This window comes from Actinomadura luteofluorescens, assembly GCF_013409365.1.
Taxonomy (GTDB): Bacteria; Actinomycetota; Actinomycetes; order Streptosporangiales; family Streptosporangiaceae; genus Spirillospora; species Spirillospora luteofluorescens.
Window position 1 is genome coordinate 7,131,616 of the sequence record NZ_JACCBA010000001.1, and the last position, 17,707, is coordinate 7,149,322.

The window sequence follows — 17,707 nt, forward strand, 5'->3', positions numbered from 1 at the left end:
TGAGGCGTCAGCCCGGGGGCGGGGGAGGGCTGGGCTCCGGGGTCGGCGGGACGGGGTCGGGCGCGGGCCCCGGCGGGAACGGCTCCGGTCCGGGAGCGGGCGGGGACGGCTCGGGCGGCGGTCCGGGAGGCATGGGCTCCGGCGGCGGGCCCGGCGGCACCGGCTCCGGCGAGGGACCGGGCGGGACGGGGCCGGGCGGCTGCGGCGCGGGACCCGGGGCGGGGCCGGGCGGCGGCTGGGGCGGCACCGGGGGCTGCGGGGGAGGCGCCGGGTCCGGCGTGGGCGGCGGCACCGGCGGCGGGGTCGGCAGTGGATGCTCGTCCATGCCCACCCTCTACCCCGCACACGGACATATGACCGTGCGCCGCGGCGGTCATGTGCGCGTCCGGCCCCGGACAGGGCAGGATGGGGCCATGAGGGAAACCCGAGCGACCGTCAGCGGTCTGCGCACGGCGATCGAGCGCAGCGGTTACTACCCGGCCCTGGTCGCGGACGCGGTCGAGTCGGCCGTCGGGGACGAGCGCGTCACCGCCTACGTCGTCCACCACGAGGCGACCTTCGACCCCGCGATGGAGGTGCGGCGGCACGTGACCGTGCTCGTGCTGTCGGCGAGCCGGCTGCTGGTGTGCCACACCGACGAGCATCCGCCCGGCGAGGGCATGACGCGGCCCCACGCGTCCACCACCACCGAGGCCGTCAAGCTGGAACGCGTCCAGTCGGTCGCGGTGACGCGGGTGGTCCCGGACCCGGCCTCCTACGTGCCGGGGGTTCCGCCCACCGAGGTGGTGCTGACCATCGGCTGGGGCGCCATCGCCCACATCGACCTCGAACCGGCGACGTGCGGCGACGAGAACTGCGAGGCCGACCACGGCTACACCGGCAGCGTCACGGCCGACGACCTGTCGCTGCGGGTCAGCGAGGCGGCGGACGGCGCGGACGCGGTGAGCCAGGTGCTGGCCTTCGCCGAGGAACTGTCCGCCGCGACCGCGCGGTGAGCGAGGCGGCCGCCGCGCGGCGCGGGGAGCCCGGCCAGGGCCCGCTGCTTCCCGAACCGCCCGTCCCGCGGTACGGCGAGGCCGCGCTGGCCGACCTGCCGACCTCGGCGCTGGCCGCGCTCGGGGTCCCCGGCGCCGCGAACGTTCTGGGCCTGCCCGCTGTGCCGCGCGTCTGCGTGCTGCTGGTCGACGGCCTCGGCTGGGAGCAGTTGAGGGCCCATCCCGCCGAGGCGCCGTTCCTGAACGCGATGGACGGCGGCCCGATCACGGCCGGGTTCCCGGCGACGACCGTCAGCAGCCTCGGCTCGCTGGCCACCGGCGCCCCGCCCGGCGAGCACGGGCTGCTCGGAGTGCAGATCGCCGTCCCCGGCACCGGGCGGATGCTGAACTGCCTGCGCTGGGAGGACGACACCGTCGAGCCCGAGACGTTCCAGCCGGTCCCGACCGCCTACGGGCGCGCGGCCGCGGACGGCGTCGAGGTCGCGTACGTGGCGGAGCCCCTCTACCGGGGGTCCAGCCTCAGCCGCGCCACCACGCGCGGCGCCGAGTACATCGCGGGCCGCGGGCCCGATCAGCTCGCCGACCGCGCCGTGCTGGCCCTGCGCCGCGGCGACCGCGCCTACGTGACGGTGTACTACGCCGAACTCGACGCGACCGGCCACCGGTTCGGGGTCGGCTCCGCCGACTGGCGGCACATGCTCCGGTACGTCGACGGCCTCGCGCAGCGCCTCACGGAGGCCCTGCCGCCGGGCTCGTCCCTCTACGTGACCGCCGACCACGGCATGGTCGACCCGGACGAGCGGATCGACGCCGACACCGTGCCCGCACTGGCGGCGGGCGTCGCCCTGCTCGGCGGGGACGCCCGCGCCCGCTACGTCTACAGCGAGCCGGGCGCCCACGCGGACGTCCTCGCCGCCTGGACGGAGACGCTGGGCGACCGCGCCTGGGTCGTCAGCCGCGAGCACGCCGTCGAGAACGGCTGGTTCGGCGCGATCGGGCCCGGGATGCTGGAGCGGATCGGCGACGTGGTCGCCGTCCCGCACGCCGACCTCGCGATCGTCGCGTCCGAACGGGAGCCGTGGCTGGACTCGATGGTCGGCATGCACGGCTCCCTCGTCCCGGCCGAGCAACTGGTGCCGCTGCTCACCGCGTCCCGGCCCTGAGATCCCGCGGAGTTGAGATGAACCCGGATTCGCCCCTCCCTAATCGGGGCAACGGCGGCCAAACTGGCGATGTGCACCCTCTCATCGAAGTGCCCGCGCTGGACCGGCTGCTCCGACGGCGGGCGAACGTGGTCCTGCTGGACGCCCGATGGCATCTGGCGGGGCCGCCGGGGATCGAGTCCTACCGCAAGGGGCACCTGCCCGGCGCCGTCTTCGTCGACCTCGACCGCGACGTGGCCGGGCCGCCCGGCCCCGGCGGCCGCCACCCCCTGCCGGACCCCGCCGCCTTCGAGGCGGCGATGCGCCGCGCCGGGGTCACGGCCGACAGCCTGGTCGTGGTCTACGACGACGCCGACTCCACGGCCGCCGCCCGAGTGTGGTGGTCGCTGCGCTACTTCGGGCACGACCGGGTCCGCGTCCTGGACGGCGGCTACCGCGCCTGGACGGAGGCGGGGCACGCGGTGAGCACCGCCGAACCCGAGGCCAAGCCGGGCGACTTCCTCGCCGCCCCCGGCCGCCTGCCCGTCCTGGACGCCGAGGGCGCCGCCGAGCTGGCCCGGGCGGGCGTGCTGCTGGACGCCCGCGCCGCCGAGCGCTACCGCGGCGAGCAGGAGCCCGTCGACCCCGTGGCGGGGCACATCCCGGGCGCCCGGAACGCTCCCACCTCCGGCAACGTCGGCGTCGACGGCCGGTTCCTGCCGCCGGAGCTGCTGCGCGAGCGGTTCGCGCAGCTCGGCGCCACCGACGCCCTCGACGTCGGCGCCTACTGCGGCTCGGGCGTCACCGCCGCCCACGAGATCCTCGCCCTGCACCTCGCCGGCATCCCGGCCGCCCTCTACGTGGGGTCATGGTCGAACTGGGTGTCCGATCCCGGCAACCCGGTCGCCGTCGGCGAGGGCTGACCCGGCCCGCGGCGTCAGCCGGCGCCCATGGCGAGGAAACCGGTCGTGGCCGGCGCCCGGGTGATGGCGGCCAGCGCCCGGGAGGGGGTCTTCCCGGCCGCCAGTGCCGTGTGGAAGGCGGTCATGAAGGCCGCGGTCGCGTCGTCCCGGACGGGCAGGACGCTGGCGATCACGGTGGCGGTGCCGAGGGCCAGCAGGGCGCCGGCCATGCCGAGGACGGCGTCGCCCTCGTCGGCGCGGCCGATGTCGCACGCGGACAGGACGATCAGGTGCGGCGGATCGGCGAGCTCGTCGAGGTCGTGGACCATGAGAGGGCCGTCGGCCAGGCGCAGCCGGGAGAACAGGGCGTTGCCCTGGTGGAACTCGCCGTGGGCGGCGACGTGGGCGAGGGCGGCTCCTTCCAGGGCGTCGCGGACGGGTTCGGCGCGGGCGTCCGGGCCGTCCAGGACGACGGCGCCGGGGTGGAGGCGGCGGAGGGCGGCGATCTCACGGTCGGCGTGCAGGAGGTCGGGGCCCGCCACGAGGACGGCGTGCCCGCCGGAGGGCGCGCGCCTGCGGGCGTGGAGCCAGGCCCCGGCGGACGGGACGACCGTGAACGGGCGCCCCGCCAGGGACGGGAGCGTCGCCCAGGGCAGCCCGTGCAGGACGCCCGTCGGCGCGATGACCAGCTCGCGGTCGCCCAGGACGGGGCGGAGCGGGGCCAGCAGGAGGCGGTCGAGGCGTTCGGCCGCGCCGGTGAGGGCGGATGGCGCCGGCGGTCCGCCGTCCTCGGCGAGGCGGCGGGCGGCGAAGCGGAGCAGGCCGGTCTCGCGGCGCGCGCCTTCGCCCGGGCCGAGGCGGTGGCGGCGGGCGCGGCCGCCCGCGACGGTGACGGCGTGCAGCTCGTCGCCGATCGCGATCAGCTCGACGAGGGCGCGGTCGCCGAGCTCGGCGGCGACCTCGCCGGCGGCGGCCGGGCGGTCCGGGGACGCGCCGGACGGGCGGCGGCGCGTCCGCTCGCGGATCCTGGCCTCCAGCGCGGTCAGGTCCGCCGGGGGCGCGGCGGGGGCCCCGCCGCGGGCGGTGTCGGCCGTGCGGTCGACGCTCAGGGCGCGCAGCGCGGTCAGCGCGGCGGCGCGCTCGGGGTCTCTCGGCGGGCGGACGCGGACCGGCCGCGCGATCGCCCGCCGCCGCTCCTCCACGGCGAGCAGTTCCCGCGCCGACCCGGACAGGCGGAGGCCGAGCTCCGCCAGCTCCGTGGCGAGACCCGCCGCGCGGGCGCGCAGGTCGAGCGCGTCCAGGGCCTCCGCGTGCTCCTCGGTCACCTCCAGCCCCGCCCGGACCGCCGCCAACGCGCCCTTGCGGGCGTCCCTGGCGGAGTGTTCGAGGGCGATGGCGTGCCAGGCGGCGATCCGGCCCGAAGCCGGGCCGCTCGTGCGCCGGACGGACGCCAGCAGGTGCCCCGCCGGGCGGCCCAGCGACAGCGCCACGCGCGCGGCGACGATGCGGGCCTCGTCGGCGGCGTCCGCCCAGCCGCCGCTCTCCAGCCGTTCCGCCGTGGCCGCGGCCGAACGGAGCAGGACGGCGGACCGTTCACCGGACGCCCACCGCGCCTTGAGCAGCACATGCTCGGCCAGAAGCGCCCATCCCATGCGCTCCTGCCCGGTGAACTCCGTGCGGGCGCGCTCCGCCGCGACCGTGGCCTCCTCCGCGTTGCCGTCGGCCAGTTCGGCGTGGGCGAGGAGCAGATAGCCGTCCGCCGTGTCGCATCGGTACCCGTTCGCCGTGGCCGCGTCCAGGGCGGCGGTGAGGACGGGACGTGCCTCACCCGGCAGGCCGGCCATGATGAGGGTCTCCGCCTGGTCGAACCGGCACTGCGCCAGGCGCTCACCGGTCAGGCCCTGTTCGGCCTCCGCGAAGAGGCGGAGCGCGCGCGGGACGTCTCCGCGCCGTGACACCGTGAAGGCCAGATTCCCCTTCGCCATGGCGGTCTGGTGGCGCAACCCGGCGGCCTCGCCGACGGCGACGGCCTCGGCCAGCGCCTCCTCCGCGCCGTCGTAGTCGCCGCGGAACACCCGCGCCAGGCCGAGGTTGGTGAGCAGACCGTTGAGCGCCGCGGGATCCTGCCCCGCGCGTAACCGGGGCAAGGCCTGCACGGCGACCTGGTGCGCCTCCTCCAGGCGCCCGGCCCGTGCCAGAGCGCCCGCCTTGTTCGCGGCCAGGCGATCGGCGTCGGGCCCGCTCAGGACGGTCTCGGCTCGCCGCGCGTGGGCGAGCGCCTCGGTGACGTCACCGCTCGCCGTGAGCAGCCCGACGAGATTCATCCGCACCTGCGCCGCCGCGTACGGGTCGGACCCGGAGGCCAGCTCAAGGGCGCGCCGGAGGAAGGCGAGCCCTTCGTCCAGCCGTCCCAGCTCCTTGGCGGCCAGCCCCGCCACGCGCAGCGGCAGGACGCCGCCGCCGTCCTCCAGCAGCGCGAGCGCCCGTGTGAAGGCGGTCGCGGGATCCCTCGCCGCCATTCGCAGCAGGGTGCGCTCGTCGCGCCCGGTCACAGCCGGATCCAGCTCGTGACGATCGACGTGCCGTCGTCCAGCCGCAGGATCAGGCTCACCAGCCCGGTCGGGACGCGCGGCAGCCAGAACATTCCCGCGGGCTCCGTGCGCGCGGTGATCCCGCCCGGCGGCAGGTCGCGGTGCCGGACCTCGACGAGCGCCGCCGCGGACGGGACGAGCCGCCCGTGGATCTCCCGGAGCCGGCCGTCCGGCGTCACCTCGATCTCGACCGTCACGCCCGGGCAGGTGAACGTCAGCGTCCGGGCCGGGCCGCCCCGCACCCCCGCCGCGCGGCCGCCCCGGTCGTGCTCCAGTTCGGCCAGCCGCGCGGCCGGCGCGCGCCACGCGATCGACGCGCGGGCCGCCGCCAGGACGGCCGCCGGCACGGGGTCGAGGACCTGGTACGTCTCGCGGACTCCCGCCATCAGCTCGTCGTCGTTCACGGGACGAGCCTCCGCAGCGACTCCAGGCAGCGCGCCCGCGTCGGGCCGACGCTGCCGACGGGGATGCCGAGGGCGGCGGCCAGCTCGGCGTGGCTCGGCGCGAGCGCGAACAGCCGCAGCAGTGTCCGGCAGCGCAGCGGCAGCCGCTCCAGCGCCGCGCCGACCATGCCGAGCCGCTCGCGCGCCGCGACCACCCGCGCGGGGTCGGGCTCCGGCTCGCGCGGGGCGGGCACCGTCGGCAGGGTGCGGCCGCGCCGGCGCGCCAGCAGCAGGCTCTCATGGCGCGCCGTCGTGGCCAGCCAGCACGCGGCCGCGGCGGGCTCGCGGAGCTCGTCGATCCGCTCCACCAGCCGCAGCCACGTGGTCTGCACCGCGTCGCCGGCATCGGCGTCGTTCAACCCGTACGAGCGGGCGATCGACCACAGCAGCCCGCTGTGCCGCTCGACCAGCCGGGCCCACGCGTCACCGTCGCCGTCGCGTGCCCGGACCACCAGCTCGTCCGTATCGTCCCTTCGGGCCACCGAAGTATCCTCCCGAGGCCCCCCGCTCCCCCTTCACCCTATGGCATCGGGCGATGACGCGGTGTGCACTTCGGTGCCGAGGCCCGGAAGTACCGGGTGCCGCGCGGGATCGAGGACGCGGTCGGCCGCCTCGGACGCGCCGATGCCCTCCCGCGCCGCGAGGGCGGCGATCCGTCCCGCCACGACCGGTGTCGCGAACGACGTCCCGCTCCATGTCGCGTAGCCGTCGAACCGGTCGGGATCGGCACCGTTCACCGCTCGGCGAGGGCCGTCGAACCGGACGAAGGCACTGGCCACGTCCACGCCCTGCGCGCACGCGTCGACCCACCACCCGTGGTTGGAGAACCAGGCCCGGTCGTCTCCGTCCAGGGCGGCGACGCCGATGACGGGCTTCATCGCGGCGGGCCAGAACGGGCGGTCCGTCGCCGCGTTCCCCGCGCACGCCACGACGACCGTCCGGCGGCCGAGCGCGGCGACCGCCTGGGAGAGCACCGGCGAGGGGCGGTCGTCGTAGGTGTGGCACCCGAGCGAGATGTTGACGATGTCGGCGCGGCCCCAGGCGGCGAGCCACTCCAGCGCCCGGATCACGTCCAGCTCGTCGCCGATCCCGTGGCCGTCGATGACGCGGCGCGCCCGCAGCGCGGCGGACGGCGCCTGGGAAAGCACGACCCCCGCGATGAACGTGCCGTGCCCCGCCTGCGCGTCCAGCGCGAAATCCAGGTCGGCGTCCAGGACCTCCGCCGCCTCGTCGCGCTGCTCGCGGTACCACCGCTCGTTCTCGTACCAGGGGTGCGGCGACAGGCCGGTGTCCAGGATCGCGACCGTCATGTGCCGCCGGACCGGGACGGCCTGCGGCGCGGGCAGGGGAGGGGCCGGGCGGGGCAGGTCCGCGGGCCCGCTCCACCACATCGGCTGGCCGAGGACGAGGTGGTTCGGCGCCGCGCTCAGCCCGCGGCGCCGCCGGTCCGTGCCGCCGAGGACGGCCGCCAGCTCGCACACGTCGACCTTCGCGGGGGCGCGCAGCCGCAGCCGCGTGACGCCGCCCTCGTCGTGGCGCGAGTCGTACCAGCGACGCACCAGCGACTCGGCCGCGCCGGCGTCCCGCCCCGCGACCAGGAGCTCGTTCCGGCGGATCAGCGCCGGCCGCCCCGGCAGCGGCTCCACCACGACCGCGTCCGCGTGCCGCGCCAGCACCCGGTCCAGCCGCGCCTGTTGATCGAACATCGAGCCCCACCTCCGCCGCACCGGCCGTTTCGCTCATCGTGGCGGAACGGTGACGCTCGGTGCCGGGAAACGAGCGGAGCGTGGCCGATGGTGGCATCCGTGACGAGTCTCACTCGGCGGCGAGCGCACACCCCGGTCCCCTTCGCAATAGTGGATCTTGACGGAGGCGGCGGGTGAACGATGTGCATCCTGTGTTCAAGCGTTCAACAAACTGCGAACTCACGGTGGTGCGACACCGGCCGATGATGCACAATGAGGGACGCGGACGCCGACTTGGGACGTACGAGGCCGTAGGGGAAGACGAGCCTCGGTACAGATCCAGGAGGTCCGGTGACCGCACGTGGCGTTTTTTACGTCCACTCCGCGCCACCTGCGCTGAGCCCGCACATCGAGTGGGCCGCCGCAGGTGTTCTCGGGGTGCCCGTTTCCCTTGAGTGGGCAGATCAGCCGGCCGCGCCCGGAACGCTGCGCGCCGAGCTCCATTGGGAGGGCAGGCCCGGTACCGCCGCGGGCATCACCTCCGCGCTGCGCAACTGGAAACTGGTGCGGTTCGAGGCCACCGAGGATCCGACGCCCGGCACCGACGGCGTCCGCTTCAGCTTCACCCCGACCCTCGGGGTGTTCACCGGGGTCATCGGCGCCAGCGGCGACATCATGATCCCCGAGGACCGGCTGCGCGCGGTGATGGCGAACGCCGCCGTCGGCAAGGCCACCCTGGAGCAGGAGCTCGACCGGCTGCTCGGCACGCCGTGGGACAACGAGCTGGAGCCCTTCCGCAGGGCCGGCGACGGCGCCCCCGTCCGCTGGCTGCACGCCGCCGTCTGACGAGCCCGCGGCGCGACCGCCGTCGCCCGCGCGGAGCGCGTACCCGTCCCGCGACTCGTACGCTCCCGCCGCCGGGAGGCGACCACGCGCGCCGCCGGGCGTCCGCGAGGTGTGGAAGCGGGAGCCCGGGGCAGGCTGGGAAGATGTCCGCCTTGACCCGCAACAACGTGCAGGACCTGGGCCGACGGTCGGGGCAGCCCATGGTCTTCGCGCACGGGTTCGGGTGCGACCAGACGATGTGGCGGCTCACCGCGCCGGCCTTCGAGGCCGACCATCGGGTCATCCTCTTCGACCACGTCGGGATGGGGGACTCGGATCTGGCGGCGTACTCGGCCGGCCGCTACGGCTCCCTGGACGCCTACGCCGAGGACGTCCTGGACATCGTCCACGAGCTGGACCTGCACGAGGTGATCTTCGTCGGGCACTCCGTCAGCGCGATGATCGGGGTGCTGGCGGCCAACCGGGAGCCGGACCGCTTCGCCCGCCTCGTCCTGGTCGGCCCCTCTCCCCGCTACGTCGACGACGGGGACTACGTCGGCGGGTTCAGCGGCGCCGACATCGGCGAGCTCCTGGAGTCGCTGGAGAGCAACTACCTCGGCTGGTCCAGCCGGATGGCGCCGATGATCATGGGGAACCCGGAACGCCCCGAGCTGGGCCGGGAGCTGACCAACGCCTTCTGCCGCACCGACCCCGACATCATGCTGCAGTTCGCGCGCGTGACCTTCCTGTCCGACAACCGGGCCGACCTGCCGGGGCTGAGCGTCCCGACGCTGCTCCTGCAGTGCTCGCAGGACATCATCGCCCCGGAGGCGGTGGGGGACTACGTGCACCGCGCCATCCCCGGGAGCGAGCTGGTGCGGCTGCGCGCGACCGGGCACTGCCCCAACCTGAGCGCGCCCGAGGAGACGATCGCGGCGATCAAGGCGTTCCTGAGGAAGGTCCCGAGTGGCCCCGATGCCCGGCGGGGCTGAGGAGCTCGCCCGCCTGCGGGACCTCTACGAGCACGCCCCCTGCGGCTACCTGTCGCTGAGTCCACCCGGGACGATCACCAGGGTGAACCGGACGTTCCTCGACTGGACGGGCTACCGCGCGGACGACCTGCTCGGCGGCGCGCGCTTCCAGGACCTGCTCCCCGTCGGTGACCGCATCTACTACGAGACGCACTTCACGCCGCTGCTGACCATGCAGGGCGAGGTCCGCGAGATCGCCGTCGAGCTGAAGTGCGCGGGCGGCGAGCGGCTGCCGGTGCTGGTCAACTCGACGCTGCGGCCGGAGGAACCGGGCGGGGCCCCCTCCGTCCGGATGTGCGTCTTCCGCGCCATCGACCGCCGGGAGTACGAGCGGGAGCTCCTGTACGCCCGCCGGCGCGCGGGGGAGTCGGAGGCGCGCGCCCGGCAGCTCGCCGAGACCCTGCAGCGCAGCTTCATCCCGCCCGTGCTGCCGCCCCTGCCCGGCCTGGAGGTGGGCGACGCCTACCGCCCGGCAGGGGCCGGTGACGAGGTGGGAGGCGACTTCTACGACGTCTTCGAGATCGCCCCCGGCCGGTGGGGGCTGGTGCTGGGGGACGTGTGCGGCAAGGGGGCCGAGGCCGCGGTGGTGACGAGCCTGGCGCGGTACACGGTGCGGGCGGTCGCCACGGAGGCCGAGTCGCCCGCCGACGTCCTCCGGAAGCTGAACGCGTCCCTGCTGGGCCACGGCGCGGAGCGGTTCTGTACCGCCGTCTACGCCGGCATCGAGAGCGGCGCGGGCGGCGGGCCGCTCCTGACCGTCTCGCTCGGCGGCCATCCCGCGCCGCTCCTGGCGGCCTCCTCCGGTGAGGTGCGGTCTCTCGGCCGCCCCGGCGACCTGCTCGGCCTGCTCGAGGACGTGGTGCTGGCCGACGAGCCCGTGGAGCTGCGGTCCGGCGACGCCGTCCTCTTCTTCACCGACGGAGTCAGCGAGGCGCGCCGCGGCCGGGAGTTCTTCGGCGAGGACCGGCTCGCCGGCCTGCTGTCCGACGTGCGGGCCCTCGACGCCGGGGGCATCACCGGCCGCATCGTCGACCGCGTCCTGGAGTTCCAGGAGGGCATGCCGCGCGACGACATCGCGCTCATCACCCTCCGGGTCCCGTGAACTGATCGCGGGCCGGGGCGTCACGGACGGTGCCCGGTGGCGGGGGAGACGTCCGCGTCCACGGGGTGCCAGGCGGGGCCGCCGCCGTCCCGCCGGACCCGTCCGAACACCACGTCGGCGAAGTGGACGCCGAAGCCGATCGTGCCGGGCTCCTCCAGTTCGGCGACGAGGCGGCGGCGGTGGCCGGCCGACCGGGCCGGGTCGTGGTCGACGGACGCGGACCATTCAGGGTGGCCGATCTGGATCGGTGAGTGCAGGGCGTCGCCGAACGCGATCAGCCGCCGCCCGCCCGAGGTGATGACGTACTCGGCGTGACCGGCCGTGTGACCGGCGGTGATCCGGACCCGCACCCCGGGGAAGATCTCCTGGCCCTCGGTCACCGTCCTGATGTGCGGAGCCAGGGCGGCGACCTCCTCGGCCATGCCGTGCTCCACCAGCAGGCCGCCGATGCTCGCCACGAGGTGGCCGGAGGCGTCCAGGTAGTCGGGGTTGGCGACCTGCTTGAGCAGGCCATCACGCACCGGTGAGCAGGCGCCGGCGGGACCCGCGCGCACGCGAACGGCCCGGCCGATGGGAACCCGGCCGGGCCGTTCGCGGAGAAGGGATCAGAGAGCGCGCTCGAAGGCGACCGACACGTTGTGGCCGCCGAAGCCGAACGAGTTGTTGAGCGCCGCGGCCGGGCCGTCCGGGAGCTTGCGCGGCTCGTCCCGCGCGATGTCGAGGTCGACCTCGTCGTCGAGGTCCTCCAGGTTGGCCACGAACGGGACGACGCCCTCCTTGAGGGCCAGCACCGTGAAGATCGACTCAAGGGCGCCAGCGCCGCCGAGCAGGTGCCCGGTCATCGACTTGGTCGCGGTGATGACCACCTGGCGCGCGGCCTCCTCGCCGAGCCCCGCCTTGATGGAGGCCAGCTCCGCGACGTCCCCGGCGGGCGTCGAGGTCGCGTGCGCGTTGATGTGGACGAGGTCGGCGGGCTCCAGCCCCGCGTCCTTCAGGGCCCGCTGCATCGCCTTGGCCTGCCCGGACCCGGACGGGTCGGGCAGCACGATGTCGTAGGCGTCGCCGGAGTAGCCGCAGCCGGACGCGAAGCCGTGGATCTGCGCTCCGCGGGCGCGGGCGTGCTCCTCCGATTCGAGGATCATCACGGCGGCGCCCTCGCCGAGCACGAAGCCGTCGCGGTTCTTGTCGTAGGGCCGGGACGCGCGCGCCGGCTCCTCGTTGCGGGTCGACATCGCGCGCATCGCCCCGAACGAGGCCATCTGCAGCGGGTGTATGCACGACTCGGTGCCGCCGCAGATCACCACGTCGGCGCGGCCCGCGCGGATCATGTCGATGGCGTACCCGACGGCCTCGCCGCTGGACGCGCAGGCGCTGACCAGGGCGTGCGAGCCGGCCATCGCGCCGAACTCGATGCCGACGTGCCCGGAGGCGCCGTTCGGCATCAGCATCGGGACGGTGAAGGGCGAGACCCGCGACCAGCCCTTCTCCCGGAAGACGTCGTAGCTGTTCAGGGCGGTGTGCAGGCCGCCGATGCCGCTGGACAGCACCACGCCGAGGCGCTCGCCGTCCACGGTGAAGCCGCCGTCGACGCCGGGGCGGTCCATGCCCTTCTGCCCCTTGCCGCCCGCCGGCACGGCGAACCCCGCGGACGCCCAGGCCTCGCGCGCGGCGATCAGGGCGATCGCCTGGTTGCGGTCGAGCCGGCGCAGGTTCTGCTTCGGCATCACCTCGGACGGGTCGACCTTCAGCGTCGCGGCGAACTGGACCGGCAGGTCGTCGACCCCCTCCCAGTCCAGCTTGCGGATACCGGACTCGCCGGCGAGCAGGGCGGACCAGGTCGACGGCATGTCGCCGCCGAGTGGGGTCGTTGCACCGAGACCGGTCACGGCGACCCTGGTCTGGCTCTTGCTCATAGTGCGTGCTCCTTGCGGACTGTGAGGGGAGGAGGAAGGACGCGCCGCCTCCCGGGTGGCGGCGCGCCCTCCGCGGCTCAGCTCTGCAGGTTCTGGACGAAGTTGATGACGTCCTTGACCGTCTTCAGGTTGCGCAGCTCGTCGTCGGGGATCTCGACGTCGAACCGGTCCTGCGCGGCCACCGCGATCTCCACCATCGACAGCGAGTCGATGTCGAGGTCGTCGATGAAGTTCTTCTCCGGGGTGACCTCGGACTTGTCGATGCCGACGATCTCGTCGATGATCTCGGCGAGGCCGTCCAGGATCTGCTGTTCGGTGGCGACTGCCATGGTTCTGCGTTCTCCTTCGGTGGGTTGGTCCAGAGCCTGCGAGCAGGCGTGACGGCCTACGGGATCTGGATGACTTGGGCAGCGTAGGACAGTCCGGCGCCGAACCCGACCAGCAGGGCCGGGGCGCCGGACGGCACGTCGCCGCGTTCGATCATTCGGGACAGCGCCAGCGGGATCGAGGCGCCCGAGGTGTTGCCGGACTGCACGATGTCGTCGGCCACGACGGCGTTGGACGCCTTCACCTTGCGGGCGATCGCCTCGATGATCCGCAGGTTGGCCTGGTGCGGGACGACGGCGGCGAGCTCCTCGGGCTTGACCCCGGCCCGCTCGCACGCCTGGATCGCGATCGGCGCGATGGCGGAGGTGGCCCAGCGGAACACCGCCTGCCCCTCCTGCCGGATGAACGAGTTGCGGTCCTCAATGATGATCTTGTCGTACTTGTCGCCGGCACTGCCCCACACGACGGGGCCGATGCCGGGGGTCTCGCTGGCCGTGACGACCGCCGCGCCCGCGCCGTCGGCGAAGATGATGCAGGTGGAGCGGTCGGTCCAGTCGATCCACTGGGACATCTTCTCCGAGCCGATGACCAGCGCGTTGCGGGCGCTGCCGGCCCGGACGGCGGCGCTGGCGGTGGCGAGCGCGTAGCAGAAGCCGGCGCAGGCGGCGTTGAGGTCGAACGCGCCGGGCGCCTCGATGCCGAGGCGGTGCGCGACCTGCGCGGCGTGGCCCGGCATCGGCGACTCCGCCGAGCAGGTCGCGAGGATCACCAGGTCGATGTCGGAGGGGGCGAGGCCGCTGCCCGCCAGCGCCTTGCCGGCGGCGTGCACGCCGAGCTCGACGATGCCCTCGTCGTCCCCGGCGATGCGCCGCTCGACGATGCCGACGCGGCTGCGGATCCACTCGTCGTTGGTGTCGACGCTCAGCGCGAGGTCGTCGTTGGTGACGATGCGGGCGGGGCGGTAGTCGCCGAACGCCAGGATGCGGGCGCCGGGCGCGGCCTCGGGGATGGTGAGCGTGGTGGTCATGACGCGTCCGCCTCGATCAGCTCGCGGGCCTTGTCCAGGTCGGCGGGGGTCTTGAGGGCGACCAGCTCGATGCCCTTCAGCTCGCGCCGGGCCAGGCCGGTGAGCGTCCCGGCGGGTGGCAGCTCGATGATCCCGGTGACGCCGAGCTCGCGCATGGTCGCCATGCACGCGTCCCAGCGGACGGGGGCGCTGACCTGCTCGACGAGCCGGGCGACGAAGTCGCGCCCGCTCCCGACGACGGCGCCGTCGCGGTTCTGGAGCAGCTTGGCCCGCGGGTCGGCGACGGGCACGCCGGGCGCGAGGCGGCGCAGGGCGCCGACGGCGGGCTCCATGTGCTCGGTGTGGAAGGCGCCCGCGACCGACAGCGACCGCAGCCGCGCCTTGGCGGGCGGCTCGTCGGCGAACTTCGCGAGCCGCTCGGTGGTCCCGGCGGCGACGATCTGGCCGGCGCCGTTGACGTTGGCGGGGGTGAGGCCGTGCTTGTCGATCGCGGCGAGGACCTCGTCCTCGTCGCCGCCGAGCACGGCCGTCATGCCGGTCTCGGTGACGGCGGCGGCCTCGGCCATCGCCCGGCCCCGCTCCCGGACGAGGACCAGCGCGGCCTCGGGGGTCAGCACCCCGGCGATCGCGGCGGCGGCCAGCTCGCCGACGCTGTGCCCGGCGACGGCGTCCGGCCCGGCCTTCCCGCCGGGGGCGCCGTCGTAGAGGGCCTCGGCCGCGGCGATCGCGGCGGCGACGAGCAGCGGCTGCGCGACCGCGGTGTCACGGATCTCCTCGGCGTCCGCGGACGTCCCGTACCGGACCAGGTCCAGACCCGTGACAGCCGACCACCAGGCGAACCGGTCGGCGACGCCGGGTTTCTCTAGCCATGGCTGCAGGAAGCCGGGGGTCTGGGCGCCCTGGCCGGGCGATGCGAGGAGAATCACAGCGTCCAGCCTGCCGTCATGTGCCCGCGCCCACGATGCCGATCACGACGAAGTTTGGTCTTGGCGCTTTGTACGACCTCTACAAGAAACCCTGGTGAGCGCCTGTAGCCCCGGCTGAGACCCTCGGTGCGACGCTCCTCACCCTCGCCGCCGGACTATCCGGTCGTCCTGGCGGCGCGGGAGTGGAATCGGCCGAGGACCAGGGCGATGCGGAGGGTGAAGGCGTTGCGGCCGTCGGTGGGGGCCAGGCCGGTCAGTTCGGCGACGCGGCGGAGCCGGTAGCGGACCGTGTTGGGGTGGACGAACAGGAGCCGCGCGGTGGCCTCCAGCGACGAGCCCTGTTCGAGGTAGGTGGTGAGCGTGTCCAGGAGCGGGGCTCCCGCGGCGAGCATCGGGTTGTAGACGCTCTCCACCAGGTAGCCGCGCGCGTCGTCGTCGCCGTCGAGGGCGCGCTCGGGGAGGAGCTCGGTGGCGAGGACGGGACGGGGCGCGTCCGGCCAGCCGGCGGCGGCGCGCAGGCCGGCGACCGCGGCGCGGGCGGAGCTCGTGGACTCGTAGAGGTCGGCGACCTGCGGGCCGACGACGACGGGGCCGGGCCCGCACTTGGCGGCGATGGGGCGGGCGGCCTCCATGGGGTCGGTGTCGCCGCCCACGATCACGACGACCCGGTGCCCCTGGACGCCGGCCAGCACGTCGGCGCGGGCGCGGCGCGCGGCCAGCTGCATCTGGTCGATGGTGACCTCGGGCTCCTCGTCCTCCGGGGTGAAGCCGGCGATGACGGTGACGGGCTTGGACGTCCAGCCGAGCGCGGCGGCCCAGGAGTGCATGCCGTCGTCGACCTCGTCGCGCAGCACCGCGTTGACGACGAGGGCCTCCAGCCGGGCGTCCCAGGCGGCGCGCGTCTCGGCGGCGCGGGCGTAGACCTGGGCGGCGCCGAACGCCACGTCCCTGGTGTAGCGCAGGATGGCCTCGCGGAGCTGGGCCTCGCCGCCGGGCGCGGCCAGCTCGTCCAGCCGGGTCTCCACCACGTCGATGATGACGCGGATCATGTCGATGGTGTGCTGGAGCTTGATGGAGCGCAGCAGCTCGCGGGGCGCGGTGCCGAACACCTCGCCGGCGATGGCGGGGCGGGACCGCTCGTTGCTCTTGAACCACTCCACGAACGCGGCGATGCCGGCCTGCGCCACGAGGCCGATCCAGGAGCGCTGGTCGGCGGGCATGCGCCGGAACCAGGGGAGCTGCTCCTCCATGCTCGCCAGCGCCGCGGTGCCGAAGGTCCCCATCGCCTTCTCCAGGCGCTGGGTGGTCTGCTCGCGGATCTCGGCCTCGTTCGCGGTGTTCACCATCCCAGGGTGCCACCACACCTGCGGTGTCCCTGCCGGAAGCGAGGAAACCGGCTCACTCGGGGGTCACCGCGGAGGCGCGTCCGAGCGCGATGTCGGTGAGGTTGCGCAGCGACGCGGAGCCGGGGGCGAGGTAGTCGCTGTGGCCTCCGTGCCCGGCGTCGAAGACCCGGGCGCCGAACCCGGCGGAGACCGGGTCGGGACCGAGCCCGAGCCCGAGGAACCGCACGTGCGGGACGTCCTCCATCCAGTCGGTCGAGCCCCGTCCCGCCCAGACGCGGGCCGATCCGCTCAGCCTGGACGCCGACCAGGCGGTCGTCCCCGGGCTGCCGTAGAGGGCGATGTCGGTGACCTGCCTCCAGGCGGCGCTCTTGGAGCCGCTCAGGGCGGCCTGGCCGCAGACGACCGAGCCGTAGCTGTGGCAGAGGAGGCCCACGCTCGCGCCCGGGTTGACCTGGTGGACGCCCTTGACGAACGTGCGGAGCCGGACGGCGCCTTCGGCGGCCCGCTCGGCGGTGAGGACGTCGCTGCTGAACGTCTTGGGCGCCGCGTAGCCGAGCCAGGCGACGACCGCCAGGCCGGGCTGGGGCGATTGGGAGCGGGCCTGCTGGTAGACGGCCCGCGCGCCCCCGCCGGGCGTCGACCAGGGTTTGCCGCCCCGCTTGTCGAACGCGGAGAGCGTGGTGTCGGCGCCGGGGACGAGCACCGCGACGCGCCGTGCCCGGGTGAGGTCGCCGATGACCTCGATGGCCCGCCCCCGGCCGCGCGGGTCGAAGTAGAGGAAGCGGCGCCCGGGCTGGAGGAAGGCGCCCAGCGCCTTGCGGCGGTCGGTGTCGCCGACCTTCTCCGCCGTCTTGAGGGCCTCCTCGATGGAGCGGCGCTCGGCGGCGTACCGGGCGTCCAGCGTCGACGGCGCCATCTTGGGGACCGCGACGGGCGCCGCGTACGGGTCGGCGTGGCCCGTCCCGGCGGTCGTGAGCATCACGACCCCGATGGACGCGGCGGCGGCGGTGGCCCGCCGGAGCCGGCGGCCGTGCCGTCGCGCGGGACGCGGCGAGGTCGTCGTGAGGTGCGGCGGCATCGTCGCCTTTCTACCATCGAAGATCGTTCAGCGTGGGCTCGGCTCACCCCCCGGTGGATCAGGAGACGCCTCTGGAGATGTACGGGCCGGGGACCGGGTTGGTTCCCGGGGCGGCGGCCCCTCCCGTGCCGTCACCGTGTCGTGAAGGCGGCGAGTGCCCCGCCGGCGGCGAGCGCGCCGCCGGAGGCGACCGGCCACGCCAGGCGCCCGGCGATCCATTCCGGCCGGTCGGGGACGGTGTGCGACCCGTTCAGGCTACCGAACGCGAGCAAGGTCCCCACGGTGACGAAGATCATCACGGTGCCCTGGGCGGATCCCCAGCGCGGAGCGGTGGGCCGCCGCGATCGCCGGCCGGACCCGGGCGTGTCGCGTCC

19 protein-coding genes are annotated in these 17,707 nt (G+C 74.9%); 6 read left to right on the plus strand and 13 right to left on the minus strand.

The genetic code is table 11. The features are described from left to right. Nucleotides 1–7: 7 nt before the first annotated feature. Nucleotides 8–325 (minus strand): hypothetical protein, encoded by a 318-nt coding sequence (locus BJY14_RS46820; protein ID WP_179847198.1) that lies wholly within the window; start codon nt 323–325, stop codon nt 8–10. Between the two features lie 88 nt (nt 326–413). On the opposite strand from BJY14_RS46820, the gene BJY14_RS33080 reads away from it, so the two are divergent. The 3 genes from BJY14_RS33080 (at nt 414) to BJY14_RS33090 (ending at nt 3,060) form a co-directional block, all read left to right on the plus strand. Continuing rightward, nucleotides 414–995, plus strand: coding sequence for a DUF5998 family protein (locus tag BJY14_RS33080; protein ID WP_141583229.1), 582 nt, complete (start codon nt 414–416; stop codon nt 993–995). Further along, nucleotides 992–2,158 carry an alkaline phosphatase family protein gene (locus BJY14_RS33085; protein ID WP_312879506.1) on the plus strand — a complete coding sequence of 389 codons (1,167 nt, stop codon included), beginning with the start codon at nt 992–994 and terminating at the stop codon, nt 2,156–2,158. Before BJY14_RS33080 ends, BJY14_RS33085 begins: the two co-directional genes overlap by 4 nt. Nucleotides 2,159–2,229: 71 nt before the next feature. Continuing rightward, nucleotides 2,230–3,060, plus strand: a complete 831-nt coding sequence (locus BJY14_RS33090) for a sulfurtransferase (RefSeq protein ID WP_312879507.1) — start codon at nt 2,230–2,232, stop codon at nt 3,058–3,060. Between the two features lie 14 nt (nt 3,061–3,074). On the opposite strand, the gene BJY14_RS33095 is transcribed toward BJY14_RS33090, so the two are convergent. Genes BJY14_RS33095 through BJY14_RS33110 form a run of 4 tightly spaced genes read right to left on the minus strand, consistent with a single transcriptional unit; the run spans nt 3,075 to nt 7,779 of the window. Continuing rightward, complete coding sequence (locus BJY14_RS33095) at nt 3,075–5,591, minus strand: CHAT domain-containing protein (protein ID WP_312879508.1); 2,517 nt, start codon at nt 5,589–5,591, stop codon at nt 3,075–3,077. Beyond that, nucleotides 5,588–6,034, minus strand: coding sequence for a hypothetical protein (locus BJY14_RS33100; RefSeq protein ID WP_179847200.1), 447 nt, complete (start codon nt 6,032–6,034; stop codon nt 5,588–5,590). Before BJY14_RS33100 ends, BJY14_RS33095 begins: the two co-directional genes overlap by 4 nt. Continuing rightward, on the minus strand, nt 6,031–6,555 hold the full coding sequence (locus BJY14_RS33105; RefSeq protein ID WP_312879509.1) for a sigma-70 family RNA polymerase sigma factor: 525 nt from the start codon (nt 6,553–6,555) through the stop codon (nt 6,031–6,033). Before BJY14_RS33105 ends, BJY14_RS33100 begins: the two co-directional genes overlap by 4 nt. A 33-nt stretch (nt 6,556–6,588) precedes the next feature. Continuing rightward, nucleotides 6,589–7,779 (minus strand): S8 family peptidase, encoded by a 1,191-nt coding sequence (locus tag BJY14_RS33110; protein WP_179847201.1) that lies wholly within the window; start codon nt 7,777–7,779, stop codon nt 6,589–6,591. Nucleotides 7,780–8,109: 330 nt separating this feature from the next. Here BJY14_RS33110 and BJY14_RS33115 point away from each other — a divergent pair, with 330 nt between their 5' ends. The 3 genes from BJY14_RS33115 (at nt 8,110) to BJY14_RS33125 (ending at nt 10,716) form a co-directional block, all read left to right on the plus strand. After that, a complete protein-coding gene (locus BJY14_RS33115) occupies nt 8,110–8,604 on the plus strand; it encodes a DUF3145 domain-containing protein (protein ID WP_179836505.1) in 495 nt (164 codons plus the stop codon). 143 nt (nt 8,605–8,747) lie between these two features. Next, complete coding sequence (locus BJY14_RS33120) at nt 8,748–9,575, plus strand: alpha/beta fold hydrolase (protein WP_179847202.1); 828 nt, start codon at nt 8,748–8,750, stop codon at nt 9,573–9,575. Further along, nucleotides 9,559–10,716 carry a PP2C family protein-serine/threonine phosphatase gene (locus tag BJY14_RS33125; RefSeq protein ID WP_179847203.1) on the plus strand — a complete coding sequence of 386 codons (1,158 nt, stop codon included), beginning with the start codon at nt 9,559–9,561 and terminating at the stop codon, nt 10,714–10,716. Before BJY14_RS33120 ends, BJY14_RS33125 begins: the two co-directional genes overlap by 17 nt. 20 nt (nt 10,717–10,736) lie before the next feature. On the opposite strand, the gene BJY14_RS33130 is transcribed toward BJY14_RS33125, so the two are convergent. The 8 genes from BJY14_RS33130 to BJY14_RS33165 all read right to left on the minus strand — a co-directional run bounded on the left by BJY14_RS33130 (nt 10,737) and on the right by BJY14_RS33165 (nt 17,629). After that, on the minus strand, nt 10,737–11,237 hold the full coding sequence (locus BJY14_RS33130; RefSeq protein WP_246396197.1) for an MBL fold metallo-hydrolase: 501 nt from the start codon (nt 11,235–11,237) through the stop codon (nt 10,737–10,739). A gap of 84 nt (nt 11,238–11,321) precedes the next feature. Continuing rightward, entirely contained in the window at nt 11,322–12,629 is a 1,308-nt protein-coding gene (locus BJY14_RS33135; RefSeq protein ID WP_179847204.1) for a beta-ketoacyl-[acyl-carrier-protein] synthase family protein, read from the minus strand. Nucleotides 12,630–12,706: 77 nt separating this feature from the next. Next, nucleotides 12,707–12,958, minus strand: coding sequence for an acyl carrier protein (locus BJY14_RS33140; RefSeq protein ID WP_179847205.1), 252 nt, complete (start codon nt 12,956–12,958; stop codon nt 12,707–12,709). A 56-nt stretch (nt 12,959–13,014) separates the two neighbouring features. Beyond that, entirely contained in the window at nt 13,015–13,983 is a 969-nt protein-coding gene (locus tag BJY14_RS33145; RefSeq protein ID WP_179847206.1) for a beta-ketoacyl-ACP synthase III, read from the minus strand. Continuing rightward, nucleotides 13,980–14,909 carry an ACP S-malonyltransferase gene (locus BJY14_RS33150; RefSeq protein ID WP_179847207.1) on the minus strand — a complete coding sequence of 310 codons (930 nt, stop codon included), beginning with the start codon at nt 14,907–14,909 and terminating at the stop codon, nt 13,980–13,982. The genes BJY14_RS33145 and BJY14_RS33150 overlap by 4 nt, the downstream gene beginning before the upstream one ends. Before the next feature lie 155 nt (nt 14,910–15,064). Next, a complete protein-coding gene (locus BJY14_RS33155; protein ID WP_179847208.1) occupies nt 15,065–16,255 on the minus strand; it encodes a PucR family transcriptional regulator in 1,191 nt (396 codons plus the stop codon). A gap of 52 nt (nt 16,256–16,307) precedes the next feature. Beyond that, on the minus strand, nt 16,308–17,333 hold the full coding sequence (locus BJY14_RS33160) for an alpha/beta hydrolase (RefSeq protein WP_179847209.1): 1,026 nt from the start codon (nt 17,331–17,333) through the stop codon (nt 16,308–16,310). Between the two features lie 131 nt (nt 17,334–17,464). Continuing rightward, nucleotides 17,465–17,629, minus strand: a complete 165-nt coding sequence (locus tag BJY14_RS33165) for a hypothetical protein (RefSeq protein ID WP_218905697.1) — start codon at nt 17,627–17,629, stop codon at nt 17,465–17,467. Between the last annotated feature and the right edge of the window lie 78 nt (nt 17,630–17,707).

Coding starts and splice junctions, on each gene's coding strand:
- BJY14_RS33140 (WP_179847205.1), bottom strand. CDS start 12,958: ATGGCAGTCGCCACCGAACAGCAGATCCTGGACGGCCTCGCCGAGATC.
- BJY14_RS33165 (WP_218905697.1), bottom strand. CDS start 17,629: ATGATCTTCGTCACCGTGGGGACCTTGCTCGCGTTCGGTAGCCTGAAC.
- BJY14_RS33110 (WP_179847201.1), bottom strand. CDS start 7,779: ATGTTCGATCAACAGGCGCGGCTGGACCGGGTGCTGGCGCGGCACGCG.
- BJY14_RS33125 (WP_179847203.1), top strand. CDS start 9,559: ATGCCCGGCGGGGCTGAGGAGCTCGCCCGCCTGCGGGACCTCTACGAG.
- BJY14_RS33160 (WP_179847209.1), bottom strand. CDS start 17,333: ATGCCGCCGCACCTCACGACGACCTCGCCGCGTCCCGCGCGACGGCAC.
- BJY14_RS33120 (WP_179847202.1), top strand. CDS start 8,748: ATGTCCGCCTTGACCCGCAACAACGTGCAGGACCTGGGCCGACGGTCG.
- BJY14_RS33145 (WP_179847206.1), bottom strand. CDS start 13,983: ATGACCACCACGCTCACCATCCCCGAGGCCGCGCCCGGCGCCCGCATC.
- BJY14_RS33135 (WP_179847204.1), bottom strand. CDS start 12,629: ATGAGCAAGAGCCAGACCAGGGTCGCCGTGACCGGTCTCGGTGCAACG.
- BJY14_RS33080 (WP_141583229.1), top strand. CDS start 414: ATGAGGGAAACCCGAGCGACCGTCAGCGGTCTGCGCACGGCGATCGAG.
- BJY14_RS46820 (WP_179847198.1), bottom strand. CDS start 325: ATGGACGAGCATCCACTGCCGACCCCGCCGCCGGTGCCGCCGCCCACG.
- BJY14_RS33155 (WP_179847208.1), bottom strand. CDS start 16,255: ATGGTGAACACCGCGAACGAGGCCGAGATCCGCGAGCAGACCACCCAG.